The sequence below is a fragment of the Vibrio alginolyticus NBRC 15630 = ATCC 17749 genome (genome assembly GCF_000354175.2).
Taxonomy (GTDB): domain Bacteria; phylum Pseudomonadota; class Gammaproteobacteria; order Enterobacterales; family Vibrionaceae; genus Vibrio; species Vibrio alginolyticus.
The window spans coordinates 439,639-461,749 of sequence record NC_022349.1; the positions used below are offsets into that span (position 1 = coordinate 439,639).

The window sequence follows — 22,111 nt, forward strand, 5'->3', positions numbered from 1 at the left end:
GGTTTGTGTTAAATAAATTGAACACGGACATATCATGGCAGATACACACAAACCCATCATTGGTGTGGTTAGCTGCGCTAAAGAGTTGGGTGGCTATCAGATACAAGCGGTCAACGACTTTTACCTTCGCGCCATAAAGGATTTTGGAGGACTACCGATTATGTTGGCTCCCGACATGTCGGGCGATGACGTAACCACCATCCTAGACATATGTGATGGTTTTCTTTTTCCTGGCAGCCACTCTAACGTTGCGCCACATCGATACAATGCAACGCACGAAGAGAGCTACAAAGATGAAGCTCGTGATGAGCTCTCATTCACGTTAATTCGTCATGCGGTTGACCAAAACATTCCGTGCCTTGGTATTTGCCGCGGCTTTCAAGAGATGAATGTCGCACTTGGTGGCTCGTTAAACCCAGCCGTTCATGACTCCGGCTTCAATGACCATCGTGAAGCGCCTGTTGAAGATTTCGAACAAAAATACGCGCCAGCACACGCTGTGCTAGTTCAAAAGCAGAGCTTATTTGAACAATGGCTGGTGCAAAATCATTGGGAAAATACCACCTTCTTTGAAGTGAACACACTACACAACCAAGGCGTCGATCAGCTTGCTCCTCTATTACAAGTAGAAGCTAAAGCCCCGGATGGCTTGGTAGAAGCATTTAGTCTTCCTAATCAAAAATTTTTCGTTGGCGTGCAGTGGCACCCAGAATGGGAAGCAAAAACCAATCATTTCTCTCAAATTTTGTTCAATGAATTTATGATGGCTACCTCTCGTTAAACGTTTGGAGCTGTATGAATGGACAATCAAGAGATTGGTAAAAATATTGTTCAGTTACGAAAAAAACATGGATTGTCACAAAGGGAACTAGCCGAGCGCGCTGGTATTACCCACAGTGCAATCTCATCCATTGAAAATGGCAAAGTGAGCCCGTCGGTCAGCTCACTACAAAAAATCGTTAATGTATTTTCTTTATCGTTATCAGAGTTTTTCACTTTTGAACAACCTTCGAACGATGAAGTGAAAGTAGTCATCAAGCCGTCAGATCTTGTGGAAATCGGGAGCGAGACGGTGTCCATGAAACTGGTAACGAATGGCGACAAAGATCAAGTCATCGGATTCTTGATCGAGGAATACGCACCTTATGGAACCACTGGTGCGGCAGAAATCAAACACGAAGGCGAAGAGATTGGCACCGTATTAGAGGGTGAAATCACTCTGGAATATAAAGGGCAATCTCATGTCATAACAGCGGGCGAGTCGTACATTATTGATACGACGAAGCCCCATCGATTTACAAATCACACAGACAAGGCTTGTCGAATGATAAGTGCGCATACGCCAACCACATTTTAGTGGGGGCTTGCCTTGTGTGATCACAAGGAGAGCGTATGAAAACCCAAGAGCAATGGATTGAACTAAAAAACAATCTAAACATCGAAAACAGGGCGTACATTAACGGTGAATACAGTGCTGCTTTAACAGGGCAAACCATCCCGGTAGTTAACCCAGCAACAGATGAGATATTCACCGAAATCGCCCGTTGCCAAAATGAAGATGTTGATCTCGCAGTTTCATACGCTCGCCAAGCATTTCAATCCGGTCAGTGGAGCGAGAGCAGCCCAGCTCATCGCAAAGCAGTGCTTAAACAGTTTGCTGACTTGATTGATCAAAACCAAGAAGAATTGGCTCTGCTAGAAACGCTTGATACCGGTAAGCCTATCTCTCACAGCTTCTCTACCGATATTCCTGGTGCGGCGAGTGCATTACGCTGGTACGCAGAAGCAATCGACAAAGTATACGGCGAAGTTGCCCCAACCGAAAAAGATGTACACGCTTTTATTTCTCATCAACCGATTGGTGTGGTTGCTGCGGTTGTACCGTGGAACTTCCCACTTTGGCTTGCGTGCTGGAAGCTTGGCCCTGCTTTAGCGGCTGGTAATAGCGTGATTCTAAAACCGTCAGAAAAATCTTCTCTCACCGCGATATTCCTAGGTCAACTTGCTTCTCGAGCGGGCTTACCAACAGGCGTTTTCCAAGTCGTTACGGGTTTTGGTCATGAAGCTGGCGACGCGCTGGCGAAACACCAAGACGTAGACTGCATCGCTTTCACAGGCTCGACGCGCATTGCAGGTCAACTGATGGTCAGATCGGGTGAGAGCAACCTAAAACGCGTGTTTGCAGAAGCGGGCGGTAAGAACGCGAACATCGTGTTTGAAGATTGTGATGATTTAGACCGCGCAGCAGCAGACACCGCCGCAGGGTGTTTCTACAACCAAGGTGAGGTGTGCGTCGCGGCAACCCGCCTGCTTGTTCACGAAAGCATCAAAGATCAGTTCTTAGAAAAAGTTATTCAAGCGTCGAAAGCGTTCACGCCAAAAGACCCAATGGACCCAAGTTCATCCATGGGAGCGCTCATCGACCAAGATCATAAATCAAAAGTGTTGGAATACATCTCGTTAGGTGAATCAGAAGGTGCAAACGTACGTTGTGGCGGCGATGTCGATGGGCAGGGCGCATTTGTTTCCCCAACCATTTTAGACAATATCGACAACAAGATGCGTGTCGCCCAAGAGGAAATTTTTGGTCCGGTGCTGTGTGTCATTCCATTCAAAGACGAAGCGCAAGCAATTGAGATCGCTAACGATTCGAAGTACGGCTTAGGTGCTGCACTTTGGAGTAGCAATATCAACCGCGTTCATCGCGTAGCAAAACGACTGCAAGCCGGCTCGGTTTGGGTCAACAACTATAACGAAGGTGACATGACGGTCCCATTTGGTGGATTCAAAATGAGTGGAAATGGTCGAGACAAGTCTCTCCACGCGATTGAAAAATTCACCGAAACCAAAACCACTTGGATTCGCCTCCATCCTTAAGCCTGCTGACGATTACGATAAATAAAGGAATAGTTCTATGAACAAGCATACGGATTCGTTCTACGCGCACTCTGTGCCAAACATGCCGGAATACCCACAGTTGCAAAACGACATCGAGTGCGATGTGTGTGTAGTCGGTGCGGGATTTTCTGGTCTTTCTTCTGCACTACACCTTGCAGAAAAAGGTTTTAAAGTTGTTGTGCTAGAAAGCGCAAAAGTGGGCTTTGGAGCAACTGGTCGTAACGGTGGCCAAATCGTTAACAGCTACAGCCGAGATGTTGACGTGATTGAAAGCCGTTACGACCAAAACCAAGCCAAAGCTCTGTGCGATATGATTTTTGAAGGCGGCGATATCATCCGTGGTCTGATCGACAAATACGACATCAACTGTGATTACAAGCAAGGCGGCTTGTTCACGGCACTGAACAGTAAACAACTCAAAGGGCTAGAAGAACATAAGAAGAACTGGGAGCGTTACGGCAACGACCAACTGACTCTACTTGACGCAGGAGAAGTAGAACAAGCGGTAGGGACCAAAGTGTACACTGGTGGCTTGTTGGATATGCGCGGTGGTCACATTCACCCGCTTAAACTCGCGTTAGGTGAAGCCGCTGCGTTTATTTCTCTGGGTGGCCAAATCTTCGAACAGTCGGCGGTCGTATCGATTGACAAAGGGATTAACCCAGTAGTGAAAACAGCGCAAGGCAGCGTGAAGAGCAGGTACGTGGTTTTGGCAGGTAACGCCTACCTTGGTGGTTTGGCACCAAACATCAGCAACAAAGCGATCCCGTGCGGCACACAAGTGGTGGCGACTCAGCCTTTGAGTGATGAGCAGCTAAAACAAGTGCTGACCAGTGACTACTGCGTTGAAGACTGTAACTACTTGCTTGACTACTTCCGCTTAACCGCCGACAAGCGTTTGTTATTCGGAGGTGGCGTGGTTTACGGCGCACGTGACCCAGAAAACATTGAAGCACTGATCCGTCCGAAGATGGAGAAAGTCTTCCCACAATTGAAAGGCATCAAGATTGATTACACCTGGACGGGTAACTTCTTGCTGACTTACTCACGCATGCCGCAATTTGGCTCGTTTGCAGACAACATTTACTACCTACAAGGCTACAGCGGTCACGGTGTAACGTGTACTCACCTAGCAGGCAAGTTGCTGGCTGAAACCTTGACTGGACACGCAGAACGCTTTGACGCGTTTGCCGCTCTGAAACATTACTCCTTCCCGGGTGGCCGCCACTTCCAAATTCCGTTTACGGCAATGGGCGCGGCTTACTACAACCTACGTGACAAACTGGCGATTTAAGAGATAAGGAATATCCAATGAGCAAAGTAGTGAAATTTGCAGCCCTTCAACTGACGAAAAGCTGGGATCTGGAAGATAACTTAGCCAAAGCAAAAAATGCGATTCGTGAAGCAGCACAAAACGGTGCGAACGTGATTCTTCCTCAAGAGCTGTTCGCCGCACCTTACTTCTGCAAAAAACAAGAAGCGAAGTATTTCGAGCTTGCAGAAGAAACGGAGAATTGTCGTCTTATTAAAGAGATGAGTGCGTTGGCTAAAGAGCTCGGCGTGGTGATTCCTGTCAGCTACTTTGAAAAAGCGGGCAATACGTTTTTTAACTCGCTAGTAATGATAGATGCCGATGGCACGGTACTAGATAACTACCGCAAGTCACACATTCCTGACGGCCCGGGCTACAGCGAGAAGTACTACTTTAGCCCTGGCGATACTGGTTTCAAAGTGTGGCAAACCAAGTTCGGTAAGTTCGGTGCTGGCATTTGCTGGGACCAATGGTTTCCAGAGCTTGCACGCAGCTTGGCTCTGCACGGCGCGGAAGCGATTTTTTACCCAACTGCAATCGGTTCTGAGCCTCAAGATCCGACACTGGATTCACGTGACCACTGGCAACGTACAATGCAAGGTCACTCGGCAGCAAACCTCGTTCCAGTGATTGCGTCAAACCGAGTGGGCACTGAAGTCGATGATGGTATCGAGACGACGTTCTACGGCTCTTCTTTTATCACTGACCACACTGGTGCAAAAATTGCCGAAGCACCGCGTCAAGGTGAAACCATCATTTACGCAGAAATCGACCTAGCTACGACAGCGAAAGCGCGTCACGCGTGGGGCTTGTTCCGCGACCGTCGTCCAGACCTTTACACCAGCGTTGGCAAACTAGCCGTTTAAAGAGGCGTTAAAATGAAGTTATCGACAACACCAGCGCAAGATGGCTTCTATTTTCCGGCTGAGTTTCAGCCGGTTAGTGAAGTTTGGCTAGCGTGGCCAGAAAGGAAAGACAATTGGCGTGATGACGCATTACCCGCGCAAGAAACCTTCGCCAGAATCGCGAACTTAATCGCGGAAGTGGCCAAAGTGTGTGTGGCGGTGTGCTCGCACAACTTTGACCGAGCGCGTCAAATGCTTCACTCAGATGTACGTTTGGTGGAAATCCCATTTAACGATGCGTGGATGCGAGACATCGGGCCGACCGTGCTTGTTAACCAAGCGGGCGAGCGCCGTGGGATTAGTTGGCAATTCAACGCGTGGGGCGGCGAATACAACGGCCTTTACGACAACTGGCAGCAGGACGATCTTGTCGCTGGTTCGGTGTGCGACATCATCGGTATTGATCATTACCGCGCACCGTTTGTACTTGAAGGTGGGGCGATTCACACCGATGGTGAAGGCACCCTTTACACCACAGAAGAGTGCTTACTTAGTCCGGGGCGAAATCCACAGTTGAGCAAAGCGCAAATTGAAGAGCAGTTAAAGGCGTATCTCGGTATCGAAAAAGTCATTTGGTTGCCAAATGGTTTATTCAATGACGAAACAGACGGCCATGTTGACAACCTGATGCACGTTATCGCTCCGGGTAAGGTGGTACTTAGTTGGACCGATGACCCAAGTGATCCGCAATACGCGTTATCTCGTCAAGCGGAACAAGTACTGAAATCTCAGCACGATGCGAAAGGGCGCAATATTGAAATTGTCCGTTTGCCATTACCGGGTCCGTTGCATTACAGCGAGCGCGAAGCCAATGGCATTGACGCCAGTTCGGGAATGAGTCGACAAGCTGGCGAACGCCTAAGTGCCTCTTATGCGAACTTTCTTATCGTCAACGAGCATGTGTTCTTGCCGATGCTGGACGAAGAGACCGACGCTATGGCGATCGATATTTTGCAAAACGCGATGCCGGAATACCAAATCATCGCGATACCGTCGAGAGAGGTTCTACTCGGCGGAGGGAACATTCACTGTATTACGCAGCAGATCCCTGCTTAAACATAAACTCGCCGCTGGCTTAGCGGCGATGATGAGTTGTCAAAAGGAATGACCATGCAACAGATACAAAACCAAAGCCTTGTTTCGTTTATGGTAGCGAATCCACAACAGGGCATTGCAGTGACTAATCCGGCGACCGGAGAACTCCTCGGGTACGCACCAGTTTCAACCGAAAACGACATTTCAAATGGCATTGAACGTGCCAGTGTGGCGCAGAAAGAGTGGGCGGCACTGCCAGCAAAAATGCGTGCTGGCATGCTCAATCGTTGGTTCCAACTCCTGTTAGAAAACAAAGCCGACCTTGGCCGTTTGATGACGTTAGAGCAAGGTAAGCCGCTAGCGGAAGCTCAAGGTGAAGTGCTTTACGGCGCGAGCTTTATCGAATGGTTTGCTGAAGAAGCGAAGCGTACCTACGGTGAGACGATTCCTGCGCCAAGTGCGGACAAGCGTTTGGTGACCATCAAACAGCCAATTGGTGTCGCCTGTGCGATTACACCTTGGAACTTCCCAATTGCGATGATCACGCGCAAAGCAGGGCCAGCTTTAGCAGCAGGCTGTAGCTTTGTGGTAAAACCATCTGAATCTACGCCGCTGTCTGCGTTTGCGGTTGCAGAGCTTGCCTATCAAGCGGGTATCCCAGGCGATGTGCTGCAAGTGGTATTGGGGGAAAACTCCCGTCAGGTCGGTGCTATCTTCACTTCACACCCGTTGATTCGTAAGTTGTCTTTCACTGGCTCTACTCAAGTCGGTAGCGTGCTGATGCAGCAAAGCGCGGCTGACATCAAACGTACCTCAATGGAGCTCGGTGGCAACGCGCCATTTATCGTATTCGATGATGCGGATATTGATGCAGCTGTGGCAGGCGCGATGGCGTCGAAGTTCCGTAACGCAGGCCAAACGTGTGTTTGTGCGAACCGTTTCTATGTACACAGCAAAGTGTATGACGAATTCGTTGCTAAGTTTGACGCTGCGGTTCAGCAGCTCAACGTCGGTAACGGATTGGAAGAGGGGGTCAACATTGGTCCGGTGATCAGCGAGTCAGCGAAGCAAGGCATTCAAGCGTTGATCGATGGTGCTATCGAGCAAGGCGCGAAGCCGGTTTCAGAACTTAAAAAGCTGGATGGTCTATTTATGCAGCCAGTGGTTCTCAAAGACGTTACTCACGACATGAAGATTGTCTCTGAGGAAATCTTTGGTCCTGTCGCACCAGTGATTCGTTTTGACAGCGACGAACAGCTAGTCGAAATGGCGAACGACACCATCTACGGCCTTGCGTCGTACTTCTACAGCCAAAACATTCACCGTGTTTGGAAAATCGCAGAAGCGCTCGAATACGGCATGGTCGGCATTAACGAAGGCATGATTTCTACTGAAGTTGCTCCTTTCGGTGGTGTTAAGCAGTCCGGCATCGGACGTGAAGGTGCAAAACAAGGTATCGATGAATACATGGACGTGAAATATCTCTGCTTTGGCGGCAACTAATTAAGGACAAAACAATGACAAACCAACAACTACACGAAAGAAGAAGCCAAGTTATCGCTCAAGGCATGGGCGCACTGTACCCGCTTTACGTCGAGAAAGCTGAAAACGCTTACGTATGGGATATCGAAGGCAACAAATACATCGACTTTGCAGCTGGCATCGCGGTAACTAACACCGGGCATTCTCACAAGCGCATTAGCGAAGCGGTAAAAGCTCAGCTGGACAACTTCTCACACACGTGTGCGATGGTTACGCCATACGCGTCATTCGTAGAGCTGGCTGAAAAGCTGACAGAACTTGCACCAGGTGAGACTAAGAAGAAAGCGATCTTTCTAACCACTGGCGCCGAGGCGGTCGAAAATGCCGTAAAAGTGGCACGCGCTCATACAGGCCGTAGCGGCGTGATAGCGTTTAAAGGCGGCTTTCACGGTCGCACAAATATGACGATGGGGTTAACTGGTAAAGTTGCGCCATATAAAGCAGGCTTTGGTCCTTTCCCGAATGAAATCTATCACGCGCCGTACCCAAATGCGTTCCACGGCATCAGCGTTGAGCAAAGCTTACAAGCAATCGACGATCTGTTTGCTTGCGATATCGAACCTTCACGCGTTGCGGCGATCATCTTCGAGCCAGTACAAGGTGAGGGCGGCTTCTACAAAGCACCTGAAGCGTTTGCACAAGGCTTACGTCAGCTGTGTGATAAGCACGGTATCATGCTGATTGCCGATGAAATCCAAACGGGTTTTGCTCGTACCGGTAAAATGTTTGCCACAGAGTACCTAGGCATTGAACCAGACCTAATGACAATGGCGAAAGGCATTGCTGGTGGTTTCCCAATCTCAGCGGTAGTTGGGAAAGCGGATGTGATGGATTCTGCACTACCTGGTGGTTTAGGTGGCACTTATGCGGGCTCGCCACTTGGCTGTGTTGCTGGTCTTGAAGTACTGAAAATTATCGAAGAAGAAGACTTGTGTGCTAAAGCAATGGGTATCGGTGAAGTGGTCAATGCTCGTATGACAAAACTGCAACAGTCAGTGCCTGCTATCGGTGAAATCCGTACTACAGGTGCGATGATGGCGATTGAATTTACTGATCCTGAAACGGGTGAGCCGCTACAAGAGATGACCAAAGCGGTGATTTCTAAAGCGCAAGAAAATGGTCTGATTTTGCTTTCTTGTGGGGTAAAAGCGAACGTGATTCGCTTGTTGCCGCCGCTAACCATTGAGCCTGAAGTGCTTAGTGAAGGTTTAGATAAGTTGGAAAAAGTGATTCTTGAAGTGGCGTAATTCACGCGCTTTTAAATAGCAATAACAAATCAAGGAAGCGGTTGGTATCAATCGTTTCCTTTTTGTTTTTTAGCGTATCTGCTGCCTATCTAAAAAGTATTGCTCAAGCTCCAAGTCGTCACTTTTATTACGGATGACTTAACAATTGGGCTCGTTCTTACTTTCCACTTAGTCGCTACTTTGTTCTCCTCGAATGTGGTTTGGTGCTCACATTCTAAATCCCGACATCTGAAAGCCACTTGAGTCTATAATTTTATTGAGCGTCATTCCTCACTTTTTGGACTATAAAAATGAGATAGTATTCATATCCCACTTAGGTTGCTTGACAGATTAGCAGGACGAACTTTGATAACAAAGAATACAAGGTATGCCATTTTACTCGGCTTAGTTCCCATCGCCATATTTGTAGTGGCCTTTCATTCGATAACCAACTTTTACGTCAACTCGGTAAAAGCGTCGAAAATAGATGCTTACGTAGATTATTTAAATCAAAGGTCTGCCTATTTGGACGGAGCAATAGTGAAGCAGATTGCTCAGTTAGATTTTACTTGTAGTGATAGTGATGTAAGAACTTTACGCGACCCACGTTTTTATAACCGTTACATTCGTTTTATTGCGATGACCACAGAAGGCGGAAAAACGTGTTCCACGGTTGGTAGTGAAGTGTCTCGCCCATCTAGTAGTGAACGATTTCAGATGGATGAAAACTTTTTCGCATCACTTATTTTGCCGCAACAGAATGACCAAATAGAGTGGATGGTCATTTATGATAATGAACACGTTGAAGTCTTCTGGGTACTTGATAACAGTTGGGTTAACGAGGTAATAAAAACGCCTTGCAAAGACTGCCTATTTGTAGAGTTTAAGTATGATGAACCAATATTTGGTGATTTAACGATAAGCCGTGGCAAAGCGAATATTGCAGGAGAAGAAAACGCACTGTCAAAAGAGTTTTTCTTTTCAGGAGAGTCTCAAGCCAACATGCTCATCAAGATATACAGCGGTGAAAAACTTAAAAATTATGCTCAGGAAAGAGTACTTTTGTGGGGCGGTCTTGTAAGTGTGCTTGCTGGTCTTGTGACTGCCTTTGCATACATATCTGGTAAAAGCTTGAGAAAATCCATTACAGGTCTAATTGAAAATGGGATTAGTAATACAGAATTTATTCCTTACTACCAGGCGATTGTCGATAGTCGCGATGGTAAGACAGTAGGATATGAAGCTCTGATTCGATGGTCGCGACGTGATGGAATGGTGCCACCAAATATGTTTATTGGTGCTGCAGAAGAAAGTGGCCTGATTATCCCGATGACCAATCAGCTTATTCGTAAAATCATACAAGACTTAAGTGACTTGCCCGAGCATACGTGGGTCAGCATCAATATTGTTTCCTCCCATTTAGAGTCAGGCGTATTAACGAAGTTGCTGTCGGAGTTAAATTGGCCAATCTCGAATAGAATTCATTTTGAGTTGACCGAGAGAATACCAGTAAAAGACACTGAGGCCGCGAAAAAAGAGATTTTGTATTTAACGAATAAAGGCTACAAGTTCAAAATTGACGATTTTGGTACCGGATATGGTGGCTTTTCTTACCTACAAGATTTGGGCATCCGGTGTGTAAAAGTGGATAAGATGTTCATTGATCCAATAGGATCTGACGATCAAAAGTTGAAAGTGCTGGACTCAATTGTGTCTGCAGCGAACAAAGCGGAATGTGAGATGATTGCAGAAGGTGTAGAGAGCCAGGCTCAAGTCGAATATCTGGCTCAGCATGCGATTTACCTTATTCAAGGTTATGTTTACGCTAAACCAGAGCCCCTGACTAACCTTGCAAGCGCTTAACAGCCATAATGTCAAAATGTACCGTTTTAAAGGTGTCAGTTGCCTAGGTTAGCGCTGATTTCTGCTGATGGGGTTACACTTGAGGATTCCTAACACTCTCATTACTTCTAGAGTGTTAGGAATTAACGTTACTTAGGAGGAGAGTGCGGCTCTTTTCGTTTTGATTGACGTAATGAGCTGAGGTAGTAATGACATTACGATCATTCCTAGCATTAAGCTGTATTGCAGAGGAGTGAACGTTTCCCCCAATAGCAGTAGGCCCGAAACAATGCCTGCGACTGGGTTTGCAATACCACCAAAGGTAAAATCTACGACCGACATCCGCTGTAATAACCATACATACATGCCATACCCTAATGCGGTGTTCAGAATAACTACCCACAGTAACCCTAGAATATTCGTCATGGATACGTCCTGAACGACCGTAACATATGGCTCTGGATTGTTTATCGCCAGCACACTTGTTGCGATAGACATAATCACGCCACCCAAAATGAGCTGCCATGTTAGCACTGTCCACCAGTGCATTTTTGTACCTAGTGACTTTGTTACGCTACTTCCTATCACGATGCACATAATGGCGGAGATCATCGCAAGTAAGCCCACGGGTTCGAGAGAAATAGAGCTAGGATCAAATAAGAACCAAGCTAAAGCAATCAAAGTTGCGCCGCTTATCGCTTGAATGCCACTAGGCTGACGTTTGTAGACCGCCCAACCAAACAGCATCGCAAAAACGGGGACCGAAACCATACCAACACCAGAGATGGCAGAAGGAAGCGTCAACGCCATGACAAAAATGAGACCAAAGAAGCAAGCGATGTTGATGGTTCCTAAAACAAGCAGCACTTTCCACTCACTTCTTTTTGGAAACGAGGGCTTTATTGCCAGCAACAAAAGACCCGCAGGCAGTGCCCTTAGAGCACCAAGTAAAACGGGAGGCCAGTCCGGTAGAGTAAACTGAGTAACAGCGTAAGTCGTCCCCCAAAAAAAGGCAGGAATCATCGCAAGTAAAATGTTCATGTTAAATATCTTTATGTAGAGATAATTAAATGTAACGATATCGGCAAGGTGGCTTTTTGTAAAGTATCTTTATGTTAAAATAAAAAATATATGATGTTTGGAGAGAAATAATGGATGCAATTGATAGAGTGGTAGAGCAGTGGGCTAGGGAGAAGCCAGACCTCGACACTGAACCGATGGCAATAATGGGTCGACTAATGCGAATTGCAAAACACATGGAATCTAGGGTCGCCGAGCTACATAAGAAGTACGATCTGAAAATGGGTGAATTTGATGTGTTAGCGACACTGCGTCGAGCTGGTTCACCATATTGTCTTACTCCCTCAGCGTTAATAGAGTCAATGATGCTCACTTCGGGTGCGATGACCAATCGCTTAGATAAACTAGAGAAGAAAGGGTTTATTACCAGAACCCATAGCAAAGAAGACCGACGTAGCGTCACCGTTGAACTAACAGAGCAAGGCTTAACCTTAATTGACAAGCTAATTTTGGAGCATGTAGACGTTCAGCAATCGTTATTGCATGGTTTAGAAGGCAATGAAAAAGAGCGGGTTAACCAGGCGTTAAAATTGCTATTGCCACAATTTGAGTGAGAACGCAGAAGGAGGTAGGGGATATGAAAAGCAAAGAACTAGAACAATACTTAAGTACCTTCATGTGTGCAGAAAGTGATTTCCCATTTGGGCCTGAAGCGCTTGTATACAAAATCAAAGGCAAGATGTTTGCCATCATTGCAGAGAGAAACGGTCGGGAGTATGTCAGCGTAAAAGTAAAACCAGAAGATGGAGAAGTCTTAACGTCGCAGTTTACGGATATTATCCCGGGTTATCACTTAAATAAGCGTCATTGGATAACGGTTTATTTTAACGGTGATGTCGAGGATGGGTTGATTCAAGATTTGTGTGAACGCTCTTATGCTCTTGTCGTTGCCAAGCTGCCGAAAGCACAACGAGCGTTGCTTGGTGAGTAATCGGCAACGCACTGGCCTCTGTTGTCTTGTCGCTCGTTGCTCGTAGCCTTTACGGAAAAATTCGCACCTTTTTCATCCTCGGGCTATATAAGAATAAGAAGGTGGAAAAGGGGAATGATATGCGAGCATTATCTGAATGGCTAAAAGAATATGGTGAGAGTCACCAAAACCCTATCAACCAAAAGATTCACACAATCGCAGTTCCAGGTATTTACCTTTCTGTGGTTGGACTTATTTGGTCGATTCCCCAGATTTCATTATTAGGCTTCGAACTTAATTGGGTTTGGGTAGCGGTGATCCCCACTTGGGTTTTCTATTTTCGTTTGTCTCTGAGCGTATTCATGATGATGATCGGCTACACATTAGCGTGCATTGGCCTTATTTGGTCTCTAGAGGTATTGATGTTGCCCGTTCTGCATATTTCTATGCTTTTGTTTGGCGTATTGTGGATATTGCAATTTATCGGTCACAAGATTGAAGGTAAAAAACCGTCGTTTTTTGAGGATTTACAGTTTCTACTCATCGGCCCGATTTGGGTGTTCAGAAAACACTAGCGATAAGCAAAATCAGGCATCATCCGAATGACACAAGACATATAACGTTCAGAGATTATGTAGCTCTTACTACAGAATACCTCTCCTTCTTATTGCCACGACAAGCATTCACTTTAGATACGCACTATGATTAAAGAGGTGCCAACGCACTTTACGCTATCGAGATGCTTAAACTTACGGCAAGTTTACTTTAGGGGGGGGATGAATGTACGATCGACAATATAAATATGCCTATTGGAGAGAAGAGCGTAAAAAAGGCAAATGGCACTATATATTAAAGTCCTTCTTTATGATTTGTTGTGCATTACTGCTTGGTAAAGTCATCGGTTTGTTCATTTTTGGAGAGCTGCATTCTTTAAGCGACATTTGGGAACAACTCCCTGCGGATGTTTTTATTATGATGCTCGTGGGCTTCCCAATTAGTGTCCTTGGTTGGTACCACGAAGAGTCAAAGTTTTTCCGGGCACTGCGACGCAAAGAAAAGCGGTTAAAAGGCAATCAAAACAAACCGAAATAGAGTAACCTTTGTCTCTGTTTGGATTGCCACTTACCTATCTGATCGATTCTATCCCTTCCAGTCGTTTAGCGTTTAGTTACGTGTTGCAAAAAGCCTTCTTAATACAACAGCCCCCAGTGTTGTGGAAATTGGTACTGTAAGAAATATTAAAAAACGAAGTTGAGCATTAGCGTATAAAGGCTCGCACTGTCATCCTTTGGGGCTGATGAAAACGCGCCAGAGCTATTATTGTAGGCGTTGAACCTTTGCCATTCTGCATTCAGGGAAACGTTGTAATCTAGGTCATATCTCAACCCGAGTAAGAAACTGTCTCCACTTTTTTTATCCCGACTATTAAACTGCTGACCGTAAACAATATAAGGAGTCAGCTTGTTTACATTATAACTTGTTGTCGCGTACCAAGATGAGGAAAGATTGCTGGTCTGTCCTTCTGCCATAATCACAATGTTATCGAGCTCGTATCTTAACCCTAGAGAAAACAGATCGATCGTGTTGTTTTTTTCTGTTTCAACTAGACGGTCAATGATTGTGGTTCCGCCACCGGGAGTGGACTGCTCAATGTTAGAGAGCGTCGTTGTTTGATCATAATCGCCGTGGAGGTAGGAAAAATTCCAACGATAGCTCTCTCCGCTTAGCGTTAAGTTCATCCCTACAGTATTGTTTGACTCAATTTCCAATTCAGTACGTTCATTGATGGTTACGTCACTATTGTCTTTAAACCCGACAAACGGCATGGCGGTAAGTACGACTTGCTCATTGAGGTCATGAATCCAGCGTGCAGATAGGCCGTTATAAGCCGTGATACCTAGAATGCTGTCATATACCTCATTCGGTGGGCGGGCTTGGGTAAAAGCGTGGCCGACATAGTTGTACTCAGACATCAAAAACAGTGGCAGTCTTAAGCGTCCTCCTCGTATTTCTATGTTTTGATAGGTATAAGCCAAATACGCCCACTCGAGCTGAGGCGAGCTCCAATGGTCTTGCGGGCGCTTTACGACTTGTGCGGATGCCCGAAATGCCTTGTGAAAATAATCGAGCTGCATGCCGAAAGTGGTATCGCAATCGAAACAAGATTCATCGCCAATAAAGCGGTTAACTAGTACCGTAGTTGGGTTATCGGATTTTGCCCACGAAGTAGAGCCAAAACCACTTAAAGAAAGTTGTTCTGTTAGTTCAATCGTGGCTGAGCTCGGAAAGGTCGCGATACTCAGCGATAACATGGTTAAATATTTTTTCATATCAATTCTCCGAGCTAACCACACATAAAACATGAGCATTACTAGGGACGCTCGATGTTGGGGCATAACCAATTCTATTCGGCTTCTCTTGCATCCATGCTATGAGGTCATCAATGCTGGAGCGTGCAATCACTTTTGGCGGTCTAGCTTTACCAGAAAAAGACAAGCTTGCCCAATGCGCGTTCATTTGCGCTAAATTTTTGTTGAGAAGATAACGATAGAACTCAGCTCTTTCTGTTGATGTCGCAGGCCAGTCAGAGAGTTCAATTCGCTGGCCTTGTAAAAGTTGCGTCTTCCCTCTGTACAACTTTCGCGCTTTATTGACAGTGAGCGGAGAGAATTCGTCATTAAATGAGAAAACGGCGTAGCTCTCTGCAGCGAGAGCTTGGCAATTTAATGAAAGAAGGGCAATCAGAATAAACAGATAGCGTTTTATGTAACGCAAAGGAAAAGCAACGCGAGAATGATTTCTACTCATAGAATCCACCTACATTGCTTGTTCTATTTGATATAACAGTTTTTCTTTGCGCACAGGCTTTGGTACGTAGGCATCCATTCCTGAATCAAAGCAGCGCTGGATGTCATCATCTACGACGCTTGCTGTTAATGCGATAATGGGCGTCTTAGCTAATCCTTTACTCGCTTCATAAGCTCTAATTTGCCTAGAAGCTTCAAACCCATCCATTATGGGCATCATGCAATCCATCAAAATAACATCAAACTTTCCATCTTTTTGGAACATTTCGACTGCAATTTGTCCGTTTTCTGCGACTTCGAATTGATAGCCTGCTTTAGATAGCAATAGAGAAGCCACTTTCTGGTTCACTCTATTATCTTCGACAAGCAAGATACGTTCGGAGCGAATAGGCGTTACCGTTGCTTCTGGTTGCTCTGAACTCGCAGGTAGTTTATGAGTTTTATCGGGAGTAGTATTCTCTTGGTGTGGTTCAGCAGGCGTCGTGTTGGAAACACGTAACCCAATTGCCTTATCTAACTTCTCTTTAAGCAACCCTGCTTTAAACGGTTTGGGCACATAGTCATCCATTCCAACGTCAAAGCATTTTTGTATATCGTCATCGACCACACTTGCCGTTAGAGCAATAATCGGAATTCTGAAAGCGCGTTTTTCTTTTACTTCTATTTGACGAATTATTTGGGTGGCTTCAAATCCATCCATTACGGGCATCATACAGTCCATTAAAATTAGGCTGTATTGATTCTGTTGAAATTTCTCAACCGCTTCTTGTCCGTTTACTGCGACATCAAAGTCGAAGCCAGCTTTTGTGACGTGTAGCCCCGCGATTTTTTGATTGACCGTATTGTCATCAACGACCAAAATTTTCGGCAAAGATTTAACATGTTGCGCTGAAGTGCTCTCTTGTTGTGCGTGCGAGAAATTTGCCGCACAACTTTCAAGTGCTTTAATTAAGCGCTGCCCTAGTAGTGGCTGAGTGACCAAGGCGCTGATACTGTTTCTAAAGTCGAATTGTGGGCTATGAAGGTGCTTGATGAGGCAGACACGAATGTTTCGTTTACAAAGGCTTTCTATCTCATCGATATGCATCGCCGCTGCATTTGGTGATGCTTCTACATGAATAACGATAACGCGCTCGTTATCAATCCACGTTGGCAACGCACTTAAGGTATCTACTGACTGCGTTATATTGATGTTGAAAAAACTTAACTCGTTACGCAGTTTTTGTTCTAGTTGAGTACTGCTGCATACAATCCATATGTCGTTGTGATTCAGAGCGTGATAAGCGTTAAACTCTTGCGTCACAACAGGAGCAGTTAGTTCAAAGAAGAAGCGACTGCCTTTACCTTTCTCGGATTCAAGTTGAATTTCTCCACCCATTAGCTCAACTAATTGCGTGCTAATGGCAAGCCCAAGTCCAGTTCCCCCAAATTGTCGGGTAGTAGAGTTATCCTCTTGGGCAAATGGAGCAAATATTTTCTTTTGCTGCTGGGCATCAATACCAATCCCAGAATCTTTAACGGAAAACTCGATGACCGCTTCACCATTTTTTATTTCGCGGGTGATGACCGATAGCTCTACACTGCCTTGTTCGGTAAATTTTACCGCGTTAGACATGAAGTTCATGACAACTTGGCGTATACGATGGTCATCCAACATTACGTGGTAAGGCGTGTTACGGCTAATGTTGACTTGCACATCGATGCCTTTTTCCTTTGCTTTCGGTGAAATGATAGAAGCAATGTCATAGATAGACTCTCGAACACAAGTTGAATGTGGGCTAATGAGCAACATCCCAGATTCAATTTTTGAGAAGTCTAGAACGTCATTAATTAAACTCAAAAGCAGTTGGGAGGAGGTTTCAATCGTGTCGACGTAATCGCGTTGTGTGGCAGTCAGGGAAGTATCGGATAAGACTTCAGAGATGCCAATAACGCCATTTAGCGGCGTGCGGATCTCGTGGGACATGTTGGCCAAAAAGCTACTTTTGGCTTTACTCGCCTTAATTGCATCATCTTTTGCTTGTTCTGCATCTTCTTTAGCTTGTGTGAGCTTTAGTCTGGACAACATCCGCTCATCACTAAGCTTTTTTACCTCTCGAGCAAACTTACTCAGCTCGTCTTTACCCTTTATTAGTTGAGCAAGAGGTGAATTTTCAGTGTTACTTTGTTCATTGCTTTCGTTACTGAGAAATTTGAGGACTAGATTCAAGTTTCCAGTAACTTTTCGCACCAATCTTAGCGTTAAACTTACGACCAACAGCGTTAAAAGGCTCATCATTGCGATAAAGGTAAAGCGGTGCTGTGTCGTCGTGTTGATTGTCTTTGATATATCATCACTCAGCTGCTGTTCCATTTTGTCGTCAACACTTTGTAATAACGATAAGCGTTTGTTGAGTGCAGATAACCCCGCATCAATCTCATCCGGGGTTAATGATTTGAGTTGAGCTGGTTGCAATAAATAAGCACGAAACTCTTGGCTTTTGATAAAGACTTCACCCGTAAACGTCTCAATGAGCAGATCTACTTGTTGTTGATTGGCATTTAGCGTCACAAAACGCTCTAGAAATAGTTGTTGGTTCTGGATTAAAGATTGGATAGAAGCCTGTGTTGTGAGGTCATACTCGTTATTTTCCTCTGAAGATCGAATCAAATATTCGCTTAATCTATGCTCTTCAGTGGACCAAAACATCAACCATTCAAGTTGCATCAAAGAAGAAAGGTGAGTGTTTGTTTCATAACTCACATTTCTAAAATAGACTTTGTCTAAGCTCATGAGGATTTCTTTGAACGTATCAGCGCGCCACTCTGCCGCATCTAACTTTTCTTCTTGATTTTGCGAAGAGAGCATCGAGAGGGTTGCTTCCTCAAAGCTTGTCAACTGGTTTAGTATCTCAGCGTTTTCACCGAATACTGGTGCTGCAGTGTCGCGTAACAATTGAGATATCTGCTGAGTTTTTAGTTGCTTATCTATTACATCAGGGTTATTCGGTAGGTGATAAAGCGAAGATACGCGGTCTATGTAGACAGAGAATAACTGTGCTTTTTGTAGTTCCTGAGCCTGGATAGAAAGGCTTTGTACATGTTTACCCGCGAGGACAAGCAACAATAAAATTGGCAGCAAAACCAACCCAAATAGCTTTTGTTTTACCGACAGGTTGTTCCAAGAAAAGATTCCTACCACGCGCATTTCCATATCCAAGAAGTTGATATGAAAAGTGTAGTTTATTTATCTCAGATGTTAGATTTTAAGAGAAAATTCATATTAATGAGGTGGGGGAAGTGTGACCGATATTGCATTACGAGTACTAACGCGCTAAGCGGCAATAGTTAACAAAACGGCGTTCTAAGCAAAGTGATTGACGATTTGAGCGTCACTCCCTCGTTGGTATTCAAATGCAATCAATTCCTCGGCAGGTACAGGTCTACCTAAGAAAAAACCTTGTACGACGTCACAGTGGAGAGACTCCATTCGTGTGAGTTGAGTTTGAGTTTCTACGCCTTCGGCTACTACTTTCATTCTTAGGTTGTGAGCCATGGATACAATCGCGCGAACTAATGAATCGTCTTGATCGCTTTTTCGGATTTGAGCGATAAATGAACGATCAATCTTGAGCCCGTCAAAAGCCATATGTTGTAGGTAGGCAAGGGCTGAATACCCCGTACCAAAGTCATCTAGCCAAACTTCCACTCCGATACTTTGTAGTTTTTTAAGCACATATTGAGCTTTCTCTGTATCATCAATAAAAAGTGACTCTGTCACTTCAACATGAATGGTTTGAGGGGCGACATCATGTCGTCGTAAATACTTAGAAAATAATTGACTTAAATCTTGGCGATAGATTTGTCTTGGGGACAAGTTTAGTGCAATGTGAAAATCAGTACCGAAATGTTCTGCCCACATTGCCCGCTGAGCAACTGCCGTCTTAATGATATGTTCTCCAAGCTCCAATATTAAATCACTTTGTTCTGCGATCGGGATAAACGATTCTGGACTGATATAACCTTTCTCGGGATGATTCCACCTAACCAATGCTTCGACCCCAATTAGGCGATAGGTTTTTAGATCAAATTGTGGTTGATACCACAGCTCGAATTGAGACAAGTCACGTACTGAACGACGCAGTTCTCGTTCTATGTATAAACGTTGTTTAATCGTTTCATCAAACGTGGAATCGTATATCGTCATAATGTCTTTACCGCGTCTTTTAGATTCCTGCGCCGCAAGAGAGGAAAGCTGTAAAAGAGACTCAGCGTTTGAACCAAATTCTGGATACACAGCAATTCCGAGGCTTGCCGTAATTTGAATATCGTTCTCTTCCAAACTAAAGGGAGAGAGTAGTTGGCGATGAATATCGTTCGCTTTTTCTCTAGCTTCATGATTGTCCGAGCACGGAAAGGCCAGTACAAATTCATCCGCACCTACTCGACTTACGATGGTAGAAAGGCGGTAAAGCGGCTTAAAATAACTCGGCAAACGGCCTTGAAGCTCTGAGGCAAGATGGCCTAGCAATTTATCCCCAATGTTATGTCCATAGTTATCGTTAATGTGCTTAAAGTCATCCAAGTCAATAAACACAACCGCGAGTGAGGGGGATTTGTGGTCAGTTATTTGCGTTTGAATATCAATGAGTAACTTTTCTCGGTTTGGCAGGGAAGTCAGAATATCGTGGTACGCCATGAACTCAACTCGGCTGGTGTATCGGTTCACTTTGTTTGACATTTTGTTGTACGCCGAAATAAGTTCTCCCACTTCATCTTTGCTTTGTATGTCGGTGACTGGCAGCGCTTGGGTATTTGACTCTGAAAATTGATCTTTTAGTTGCTTGAGTGGCTTAGTTAACGACCGCCCCAAAGCATAAGCGATGATGCTACCGAATAGAACGGATATCCCACTGATCGTTAGCAGCAAGTTAAACATCTTCTGTTTATCGTTTGAGGTAATCGCTTGGACTTGTTCAATGTTCTGTTCTTTCTCTTCCAGTAGATGTATCAAGTTAAGCTCAAGATATACCGCCCCAAGAGTAATGTTTGATTGCTGAATCGGCGCTGCGATCTCCAACTGATGCTTGGAAAAGGAAACGAGAGTTCTGGATTCTTCTATTGCTTTCAAAATAAAAGGAGAGCGGTCATGAGGTTGGGCAAACATCCTTAGCTGAGTAGTGCCGTCGTGAAAGATTAGCCCTTCATTGTCAACAACATGTATTTTCGAGACATCTGGCTGGCTCAATGTTGCCTTAATTTGCTCATACGCTTGACTGATATTGTCTGTATAGAGTGGATCAAAAAGCTGTTTTGATAATAGCTCTGCATAAACCAACCCTTTTTGCTTAACGTAAGATTCTGTTTTTTCTTGAGAGTTGTTCGTGATTTGTTGAGTTAAGCTATTTGAATACGCATCGTAACCGTGCATGTATAACGCAAGATTTATCACCACAACAAACAAGACAACGAACATTGTCGAGCAAATGTATTTGGTTTCGAGTGAGAGCTTTTGAAACATCAATCCACCTTCGGTAATAAGTGAACTGACTTGCGCACTGTACTTAAGGAGGCTCGCATTTCTGGAGTAAGCGCGCTGAATTTTTTGGTGTTCTGAAACTTTTTAAGTGCGAGAGAGCCTTCGTGAGTTGTATCCATATCAAGCAGTATGGACGTGATTTTACGCTGTTGCTCTAGGCTCATGCTTGGAGAAGCGAGAATCAAATCCCTGGGTATTTCAACAGAACGAGAAAAAATCGCTAGTTTGTCTTTCATGTTCTCTGGCAAATCTTTGGGATTGTTCCAGTTGAAGTTACTGAATGCTCCTGCTGCAACTCTCTGTTTATATACCCATACAGATAGGTTGATTTCATTTGACTGAGCGAGTTGCTCATCAAGGAATAAATAACCAATGCTGTCTTTGGCCGGTTTGTCATCAGGAGAGGGAAGGTATTGCAGTTTTTCTCCGTGGTTCAGCAATGTAATCGCAGGTAGGTAATAGCTGCTGGTAGACGTGCGCTTTTCGAAAACAAGCGTTTTTCCGCGCAGGTCAGAAAGTGACTCAATGCCACTCTCTTTATTAGTAAAGAACACCGTATGATATTTTTGCAGGCCTTTTTTCCATCGTATAGCAAGAACTTGGCTATTAGACTCCTTTTCTAAGGTCATCGCATTAAAGGGGGTCGCCGTTGCAATTTGAACGGTGCCATTTTCAAGCGCAACCGCGAGCTGACGATAATTTTTAAATACCTTTACTGCCCCTTTTGCGTAACCATATTCAGACATATTTTCAGTTACATACTGAGTAAGGGGCGTCGCTTTTTTGATTTTGCTTTGGGCTTTATTGGACACAATGCCAAACGTGAATGTTTTCTCAATATTTTCTTGTGCACTGACAACAAAAGGTGAACTCAGCAAAGTGAGTAATAACAGAGTGCAGGCAGGTTTCATCCGGCTTCAACTTCCTTCTGGTCATGTCAGTAATATTTAGTATTTATCAATGTGCCGAAATCAATCTTAAAAACAGTATGATGTACAAATTTCGTTGTGTGCGCACTTTTTATAATGTGACTTGG

At 44.8% G+C, this 22,111-nt stretch carries 19 protein-coding genes; 13 read left to right on the forward strand and 6 right to left on the reverse strand.

Going from position 1 to position 22,111, the window contains the following annotated elements:
* Positions 1-34: 34 nt before the first annotated feature.
* The 9 genes from N646_RS01945 to N646_RS01985 all read left to right on the forward strand — a co-directional run bounded on the left by N646_RS01945 (position 35) and on the right by N646_RS01985 (position 10,781).
* Positions 35-781, forward strand: coding sequence for a gamma-glutamyl-gamma-aminobutyrate hydrolase family protein (locus N646_RS01945; RefSeq protein ID WP_005377814.1), 747 nt, complete (start codon positions 35-37; stop codon positions 779-781).
* Between the two features lie 18 nt (positions 782-799).
* Complete coding sequence (gene puuR / locus N646_RS01950; RefSeq protein WP_005377813.1) at positions 800-1,357, forward strand: HTH-type transcriptional regulator PuuR; 558 nt, start codon at positions 800-802, stop codon at positions 1,355-1,357.
* Between the two features lie 35 nt (positions 1,358-1,392).
* The gene (locus N646_RS01955; protein ID WP_017820916.1) at positions 1,393-2,877 is read left to right on the forward strand and encodes an aldehyde dehydrogenase; all 1,485 of its coding nucleotides are present in this window, start codon (positions 1,393-1,395) and stop codon (positions 2,875-2,877) included.
* 37 nt (positions 2,878-2,914) lie between these two features.
* Positions 2,915-4,192 carry an NAD(P)/FAD-dependent oxidoreductase gene (locus N646_RS01960; RefSeq protein WP_017820917.1) on the forward strand — a complete coding sequence of 426 codons (1,278 nt, stop codon included), beginning with the start codon at positions 2,915-2,917 and terminating at the stop codon, positions 4,190-4,192.
* 17 nt (positions 4,193-4,209) lie between these two features.
* A complete protein-coding gene (gene aguB / locus N646_RS01965; protein ID WP_017820918.1) occupies positions 4,210-5,076 on the forward strand; it encodes an N-carbamoylputrescine amidase in 867 nt (288 codons plus the stop codon).
* Positions 5,077-5,088: 12 nt separating this feature from the next.
* A complete protein-coding gene (aguA, locus tag N646_RS01970) occupies positions 5,089-6,171 on the forward strand; it encodes an agmatine deiminase (protein WP_017820919.1) in 1,083 nt (360 codons plus the stop codon).
* 54 nt (positions 6,172-6,225) lie between these two features.
* Positions 6,226-7,653, forward strand: a complete 1,428-nt coding sequence (locus N646_RS01975; RefSeq protein ID WP_017820920.1) for an NAD-dependent succinate-semialdehyde dehydrogenase — start codon at positions 6,226-6,228, stop codon at positions 7,651-7,653.
* Positions 7,654-7,667: 14 nt separating this feature from the next.
* Complete coding sequence (gene gabT / locus N646_RS01980; RefSeq protein ID WP_017820921.1) at positions 7,668-8,939, forward strand: 4-aminobutyrate--2-oxoglutarate transaminase; 1,272 nt, start codon at positions 7,668-7,670, stop codon at positions 8,937-8,939.
* 345 nt (positions 8,940-9,284) lie between these two features.
* Entirely contained in the window at positions 9,285-10,781 is a 1,497-nt protein-coding gene (locus tag N646_RS01985; protein ID WP_031777195.1) for an EAL domain-containing protein, read from the forward strand.
* A 132-nt stretch (positions 10,782-10,913) separates the two neighbouring features.
* Here the strand turns inward: N646_RS01985 and N646_RS01990 are convergent, their stop codons facing one another.
* Positions 10,914-11,801 (reverse strand): DMT family transporter, encoded by an 888-nt coding sequence (locus N646_RS01990; RefSeq protein ID WP_017820923.1) that lies wholly within the window; start codon positions 11,799-11,801, stop codon positions 10,914-10,916.
* A gap of 110 nt (positions 11,802-11,911) precedes the next feature.
* Here N646_RS01990 and N646_RS01995 point away from each other — a divergent pair, with 110 nt between their 5' ends.
* The 4 genes from N646_RS01995 (at position 11,912) to N646_RS02010 (ending at position 13,842) form a co-directional block, all read left to right on the forward strand.
* The gene (locus tag N646_RS01995) at positions 11,912-12,394 is read left to right on the forward strand and encodes a MarR family winged helix-turn-helix transcriptional regulator (RefSeq protein WP_017820924.1); all 483 of its coding nucleotides are present in this window, start codon (positions 11,912-11,914) and stop codon (positions 12,392-12,394) included.
* A gap of 23 nt (positions 12,395-12,417) precedes the next feature.
* Positions 12,418-12,771: an MmcQ/YjbR family DNA-binding protein gene (locus N646_RS02000; RefSeq protein WP_017633985.1), complete on the forward strand. Its 354-nt coding sequence runs from the start codon at positions 12,418-12,420 to the stop codon at positions 12,769-12,771.
* 119 nt (positions 12,772-12,890) lie between these two features.
* Positions 12,891-13,325 (forward strand): Mpo1 family 2-hydroxy fatty acid dioxygenase, encoded by a 435-nt coding sequence (locus N646_RS02005; protein ID WP_005377800.1) that lies wholly within the window; start codon positions 12,891-12,893, stop codon positions 13,323-13,325.
* Positions 13,326-13,530: 205 nt separating this feature from the next.
* Positions 13,531-13,842 carry a hypothetical protein gene (locus N646_RS02010; RefSeq protein ID WP_005377799.1) on the forward strand — a complete coding sequence of 104 codons (312 nt, stop codon included), beginning with the start codon at positions 13,531-13,533 and terminating at the stop codon, positions 13,840-13,842.
* A gap of 146 nt (positions 13,843-13,988) precedes the next feature.
* Here the strand turns inward: N646_RS02010 and N646_RS02015 are convergent, their stop codons facing one another.
* The 5 genes from N646_RS02015 to N646_RS02035 form a co-directional block, all read right to left on the reverse strand.
* Entirely contained in the window at positions 13,989-15,080 is a 1,092-nt protein-coding gene (locus N646_RS02015) for a hypothetical protein (protein WP_017820925.1), read from the reverse strand.
* A gap of 1 nt (position 15,081) precedes the next feature.
* The gene (locus N646_RS02020) at positions 15,082-15,558 is read right to left on the reverse strand and encodes a hypothetical protein (RefSeq protein WP_017633987.1); all 477 of its coding nucleotides are present in this window, start codon (positions 15,556-15,558) and stop codon (positions 15,082-15,084) included.
* A 9-nt stretch (positions 15,559-15,567) separates the two neighbouring features.
* Positions 15,568-18,744, reverse strand: a complete 3,177-nt coding sequence (locus tag N646_RS02025) for a response regulator (RefSeq protein ID WP_017820926.1) — start codon at positions 18,742-18,744, stop codon at positions 15,568-15,570.
* Between the two features lie 156 nt (positions 18,745-18,900).
* Complete coding sequence (locus N646_RS02030; protein WP_017820927.1) at positions 18,901-21,057, reverse strand: GGDEF domain-containing phosphodiesterase; 2,157 nt, start codon at positions 21,055-21,057, stop codon at positions 18,901-18,903.
* Positions 21,057-21,986 (reverse strand): phosphate/phosphite/phosphonate ABC transporter substrate-binding protein, encoded by a 930-nt coding sequence (locus N646_RS02035; RefSeq protein ID WP_017633990.1) that lies wholly within the window; start codon positions 21,984-21,986, stop codon positions 21,057-21,059. Before N646_RS02035 ends, N646_RS02030 begins: the two co-directional genes overlap by 1 nt.
* Positions 21,987-22,111 lie beyond the last annotated feature (125 nt).

What these genes read in the sequence shown, in the direction of transcription:
- aguA (WP_017820919.1), top strand. Translation starts at nt 5,089, where the DNA reads ATGAAGTTATCGACAACACCAGCGCAAGATGGCTTCTATTTTCCGGCT.
- N646_RS02020 (WP_017633987.1), bottom strand. Translation starts at nt 15,558, where the DNA reads ATGAGTAGAAATCATTCTCGCGTTGCTTTTCCTTTGCGTTACATAAAA.
- N646_RS02005 (WP_005377800.1), top strand. Translation starts at nt 12,891, where the DNA reads ATGCGAGCATTATCTGAATGGCTAAAAGAATATGGTGAGAGTCACCAA.
- N646_RS01995 (WP_017820924.1), top strand. Translation starts at nt 11,912, where the DNA reads ATGGATGCAATTGATAGAGTGGTAGAGCAGTGGGCTAGGGAGAAGCCA.
- N646_RS01990 (WP_017820923.1), bottom strand. Translation starts at nt 11,801, where the DNA reads ATGAACATTTTACTTGCGATGATTCCTGCCTTTTTTTGGGGGACGACT.
- N646_RS01975 (WP_017820920.1), top strand. Translation starts at nt 6,226, where the DNA reads ATGCAACAGATACAAAACCAAAGCCTTGTTTCGTTTATGGTAGCGAAT.
- puuR (WP_005377813.1), top strand. Translation starts at nt 800, where the DNA reads ATGGACAATCAAGAGATTGGTAAAAATATTGTTCAGTTACGAAAAAAA.
- N646_RS02015 (WP_017820925.1), bottom strand. Translation starts at nt 15,080, where the DNA reads ATGAAAAAATATTTAACCATGTTATCGCTGAGTATCGCGACCTTTCCG.
- N646_RS01945 (WP_005377814.1), top strand. Translation starts at nt 35, where the DNA reads ATGGCAGATACACACAAACCCATCATTGGTGTGGTTAGCTGCGCTAAA.
- aguB (WP_017820918.1), top strand. Translation starts at nt 4,210, where the DNA reads ATGAGCAAAGTAGTGAAATTTGCAGCCCTTCAACTGACGAAAAGCTGG.
- N646_RS01960 (WP_017820917.1), top strand. Translation starts at nt 2,915, where the DNA reads ATGAACAAGCATACGGATTCGTTCTACGCGCACTCTGTGCCAAACATG.
- N646_RS02000 (WP_017633985.1), top strand. Translation starts at nt 12,418, where the DNA reads ATGAAAAGCAAAGAACTAGAACAATACTTAAGTACCTTCATGTGTGCA.
- N646_RS02035 (WP_017633990.1), bottom strand. Translation starts at nt 21,986, where the DNA reads ATGAAACCTGCCTGCACTCTGTTATTACTCACTTTGCTGAGTTCACCT.
- N646_RS02025 (WP_017820926.1), bottom strand. Translation starts at nt 18,744, where the DNA reads ATGCGCGTGGTAGGAATCTTTTCTTGGAACAACCTGTCGGTAAAACAA.
- gabT (WP_017820921.1), top strand. Translation starts at nt 7,668, where the DNA reads ATGACAAACCAACAACTACACGAAAGAAGAAGCCAAGTTATCGCTCAA.
- N646_RS02030 (WP_017820927.1), bottom strand. Translation starts at nt 21,057, where the DNA reads ATGTTTCAAAAGCTCTCACTCGAAACCAAATACATTTGCTCGACAATG.
- N646_RS02010 (WP_005377799.1), top strand. Translation starts at nt 13,531, where the DNA reads ATGTACGATCGACAATATAAATATGCCTATTGGAGAGAAGAGCGTAAA.
- N646_RS01955 (WP_017820916.1), top strand. Translation starts at nt 1,393, where the DNA reads ATGAAAACCCAAGAGCAATGGATTGAACTAAAAAACAATCTAAACATC.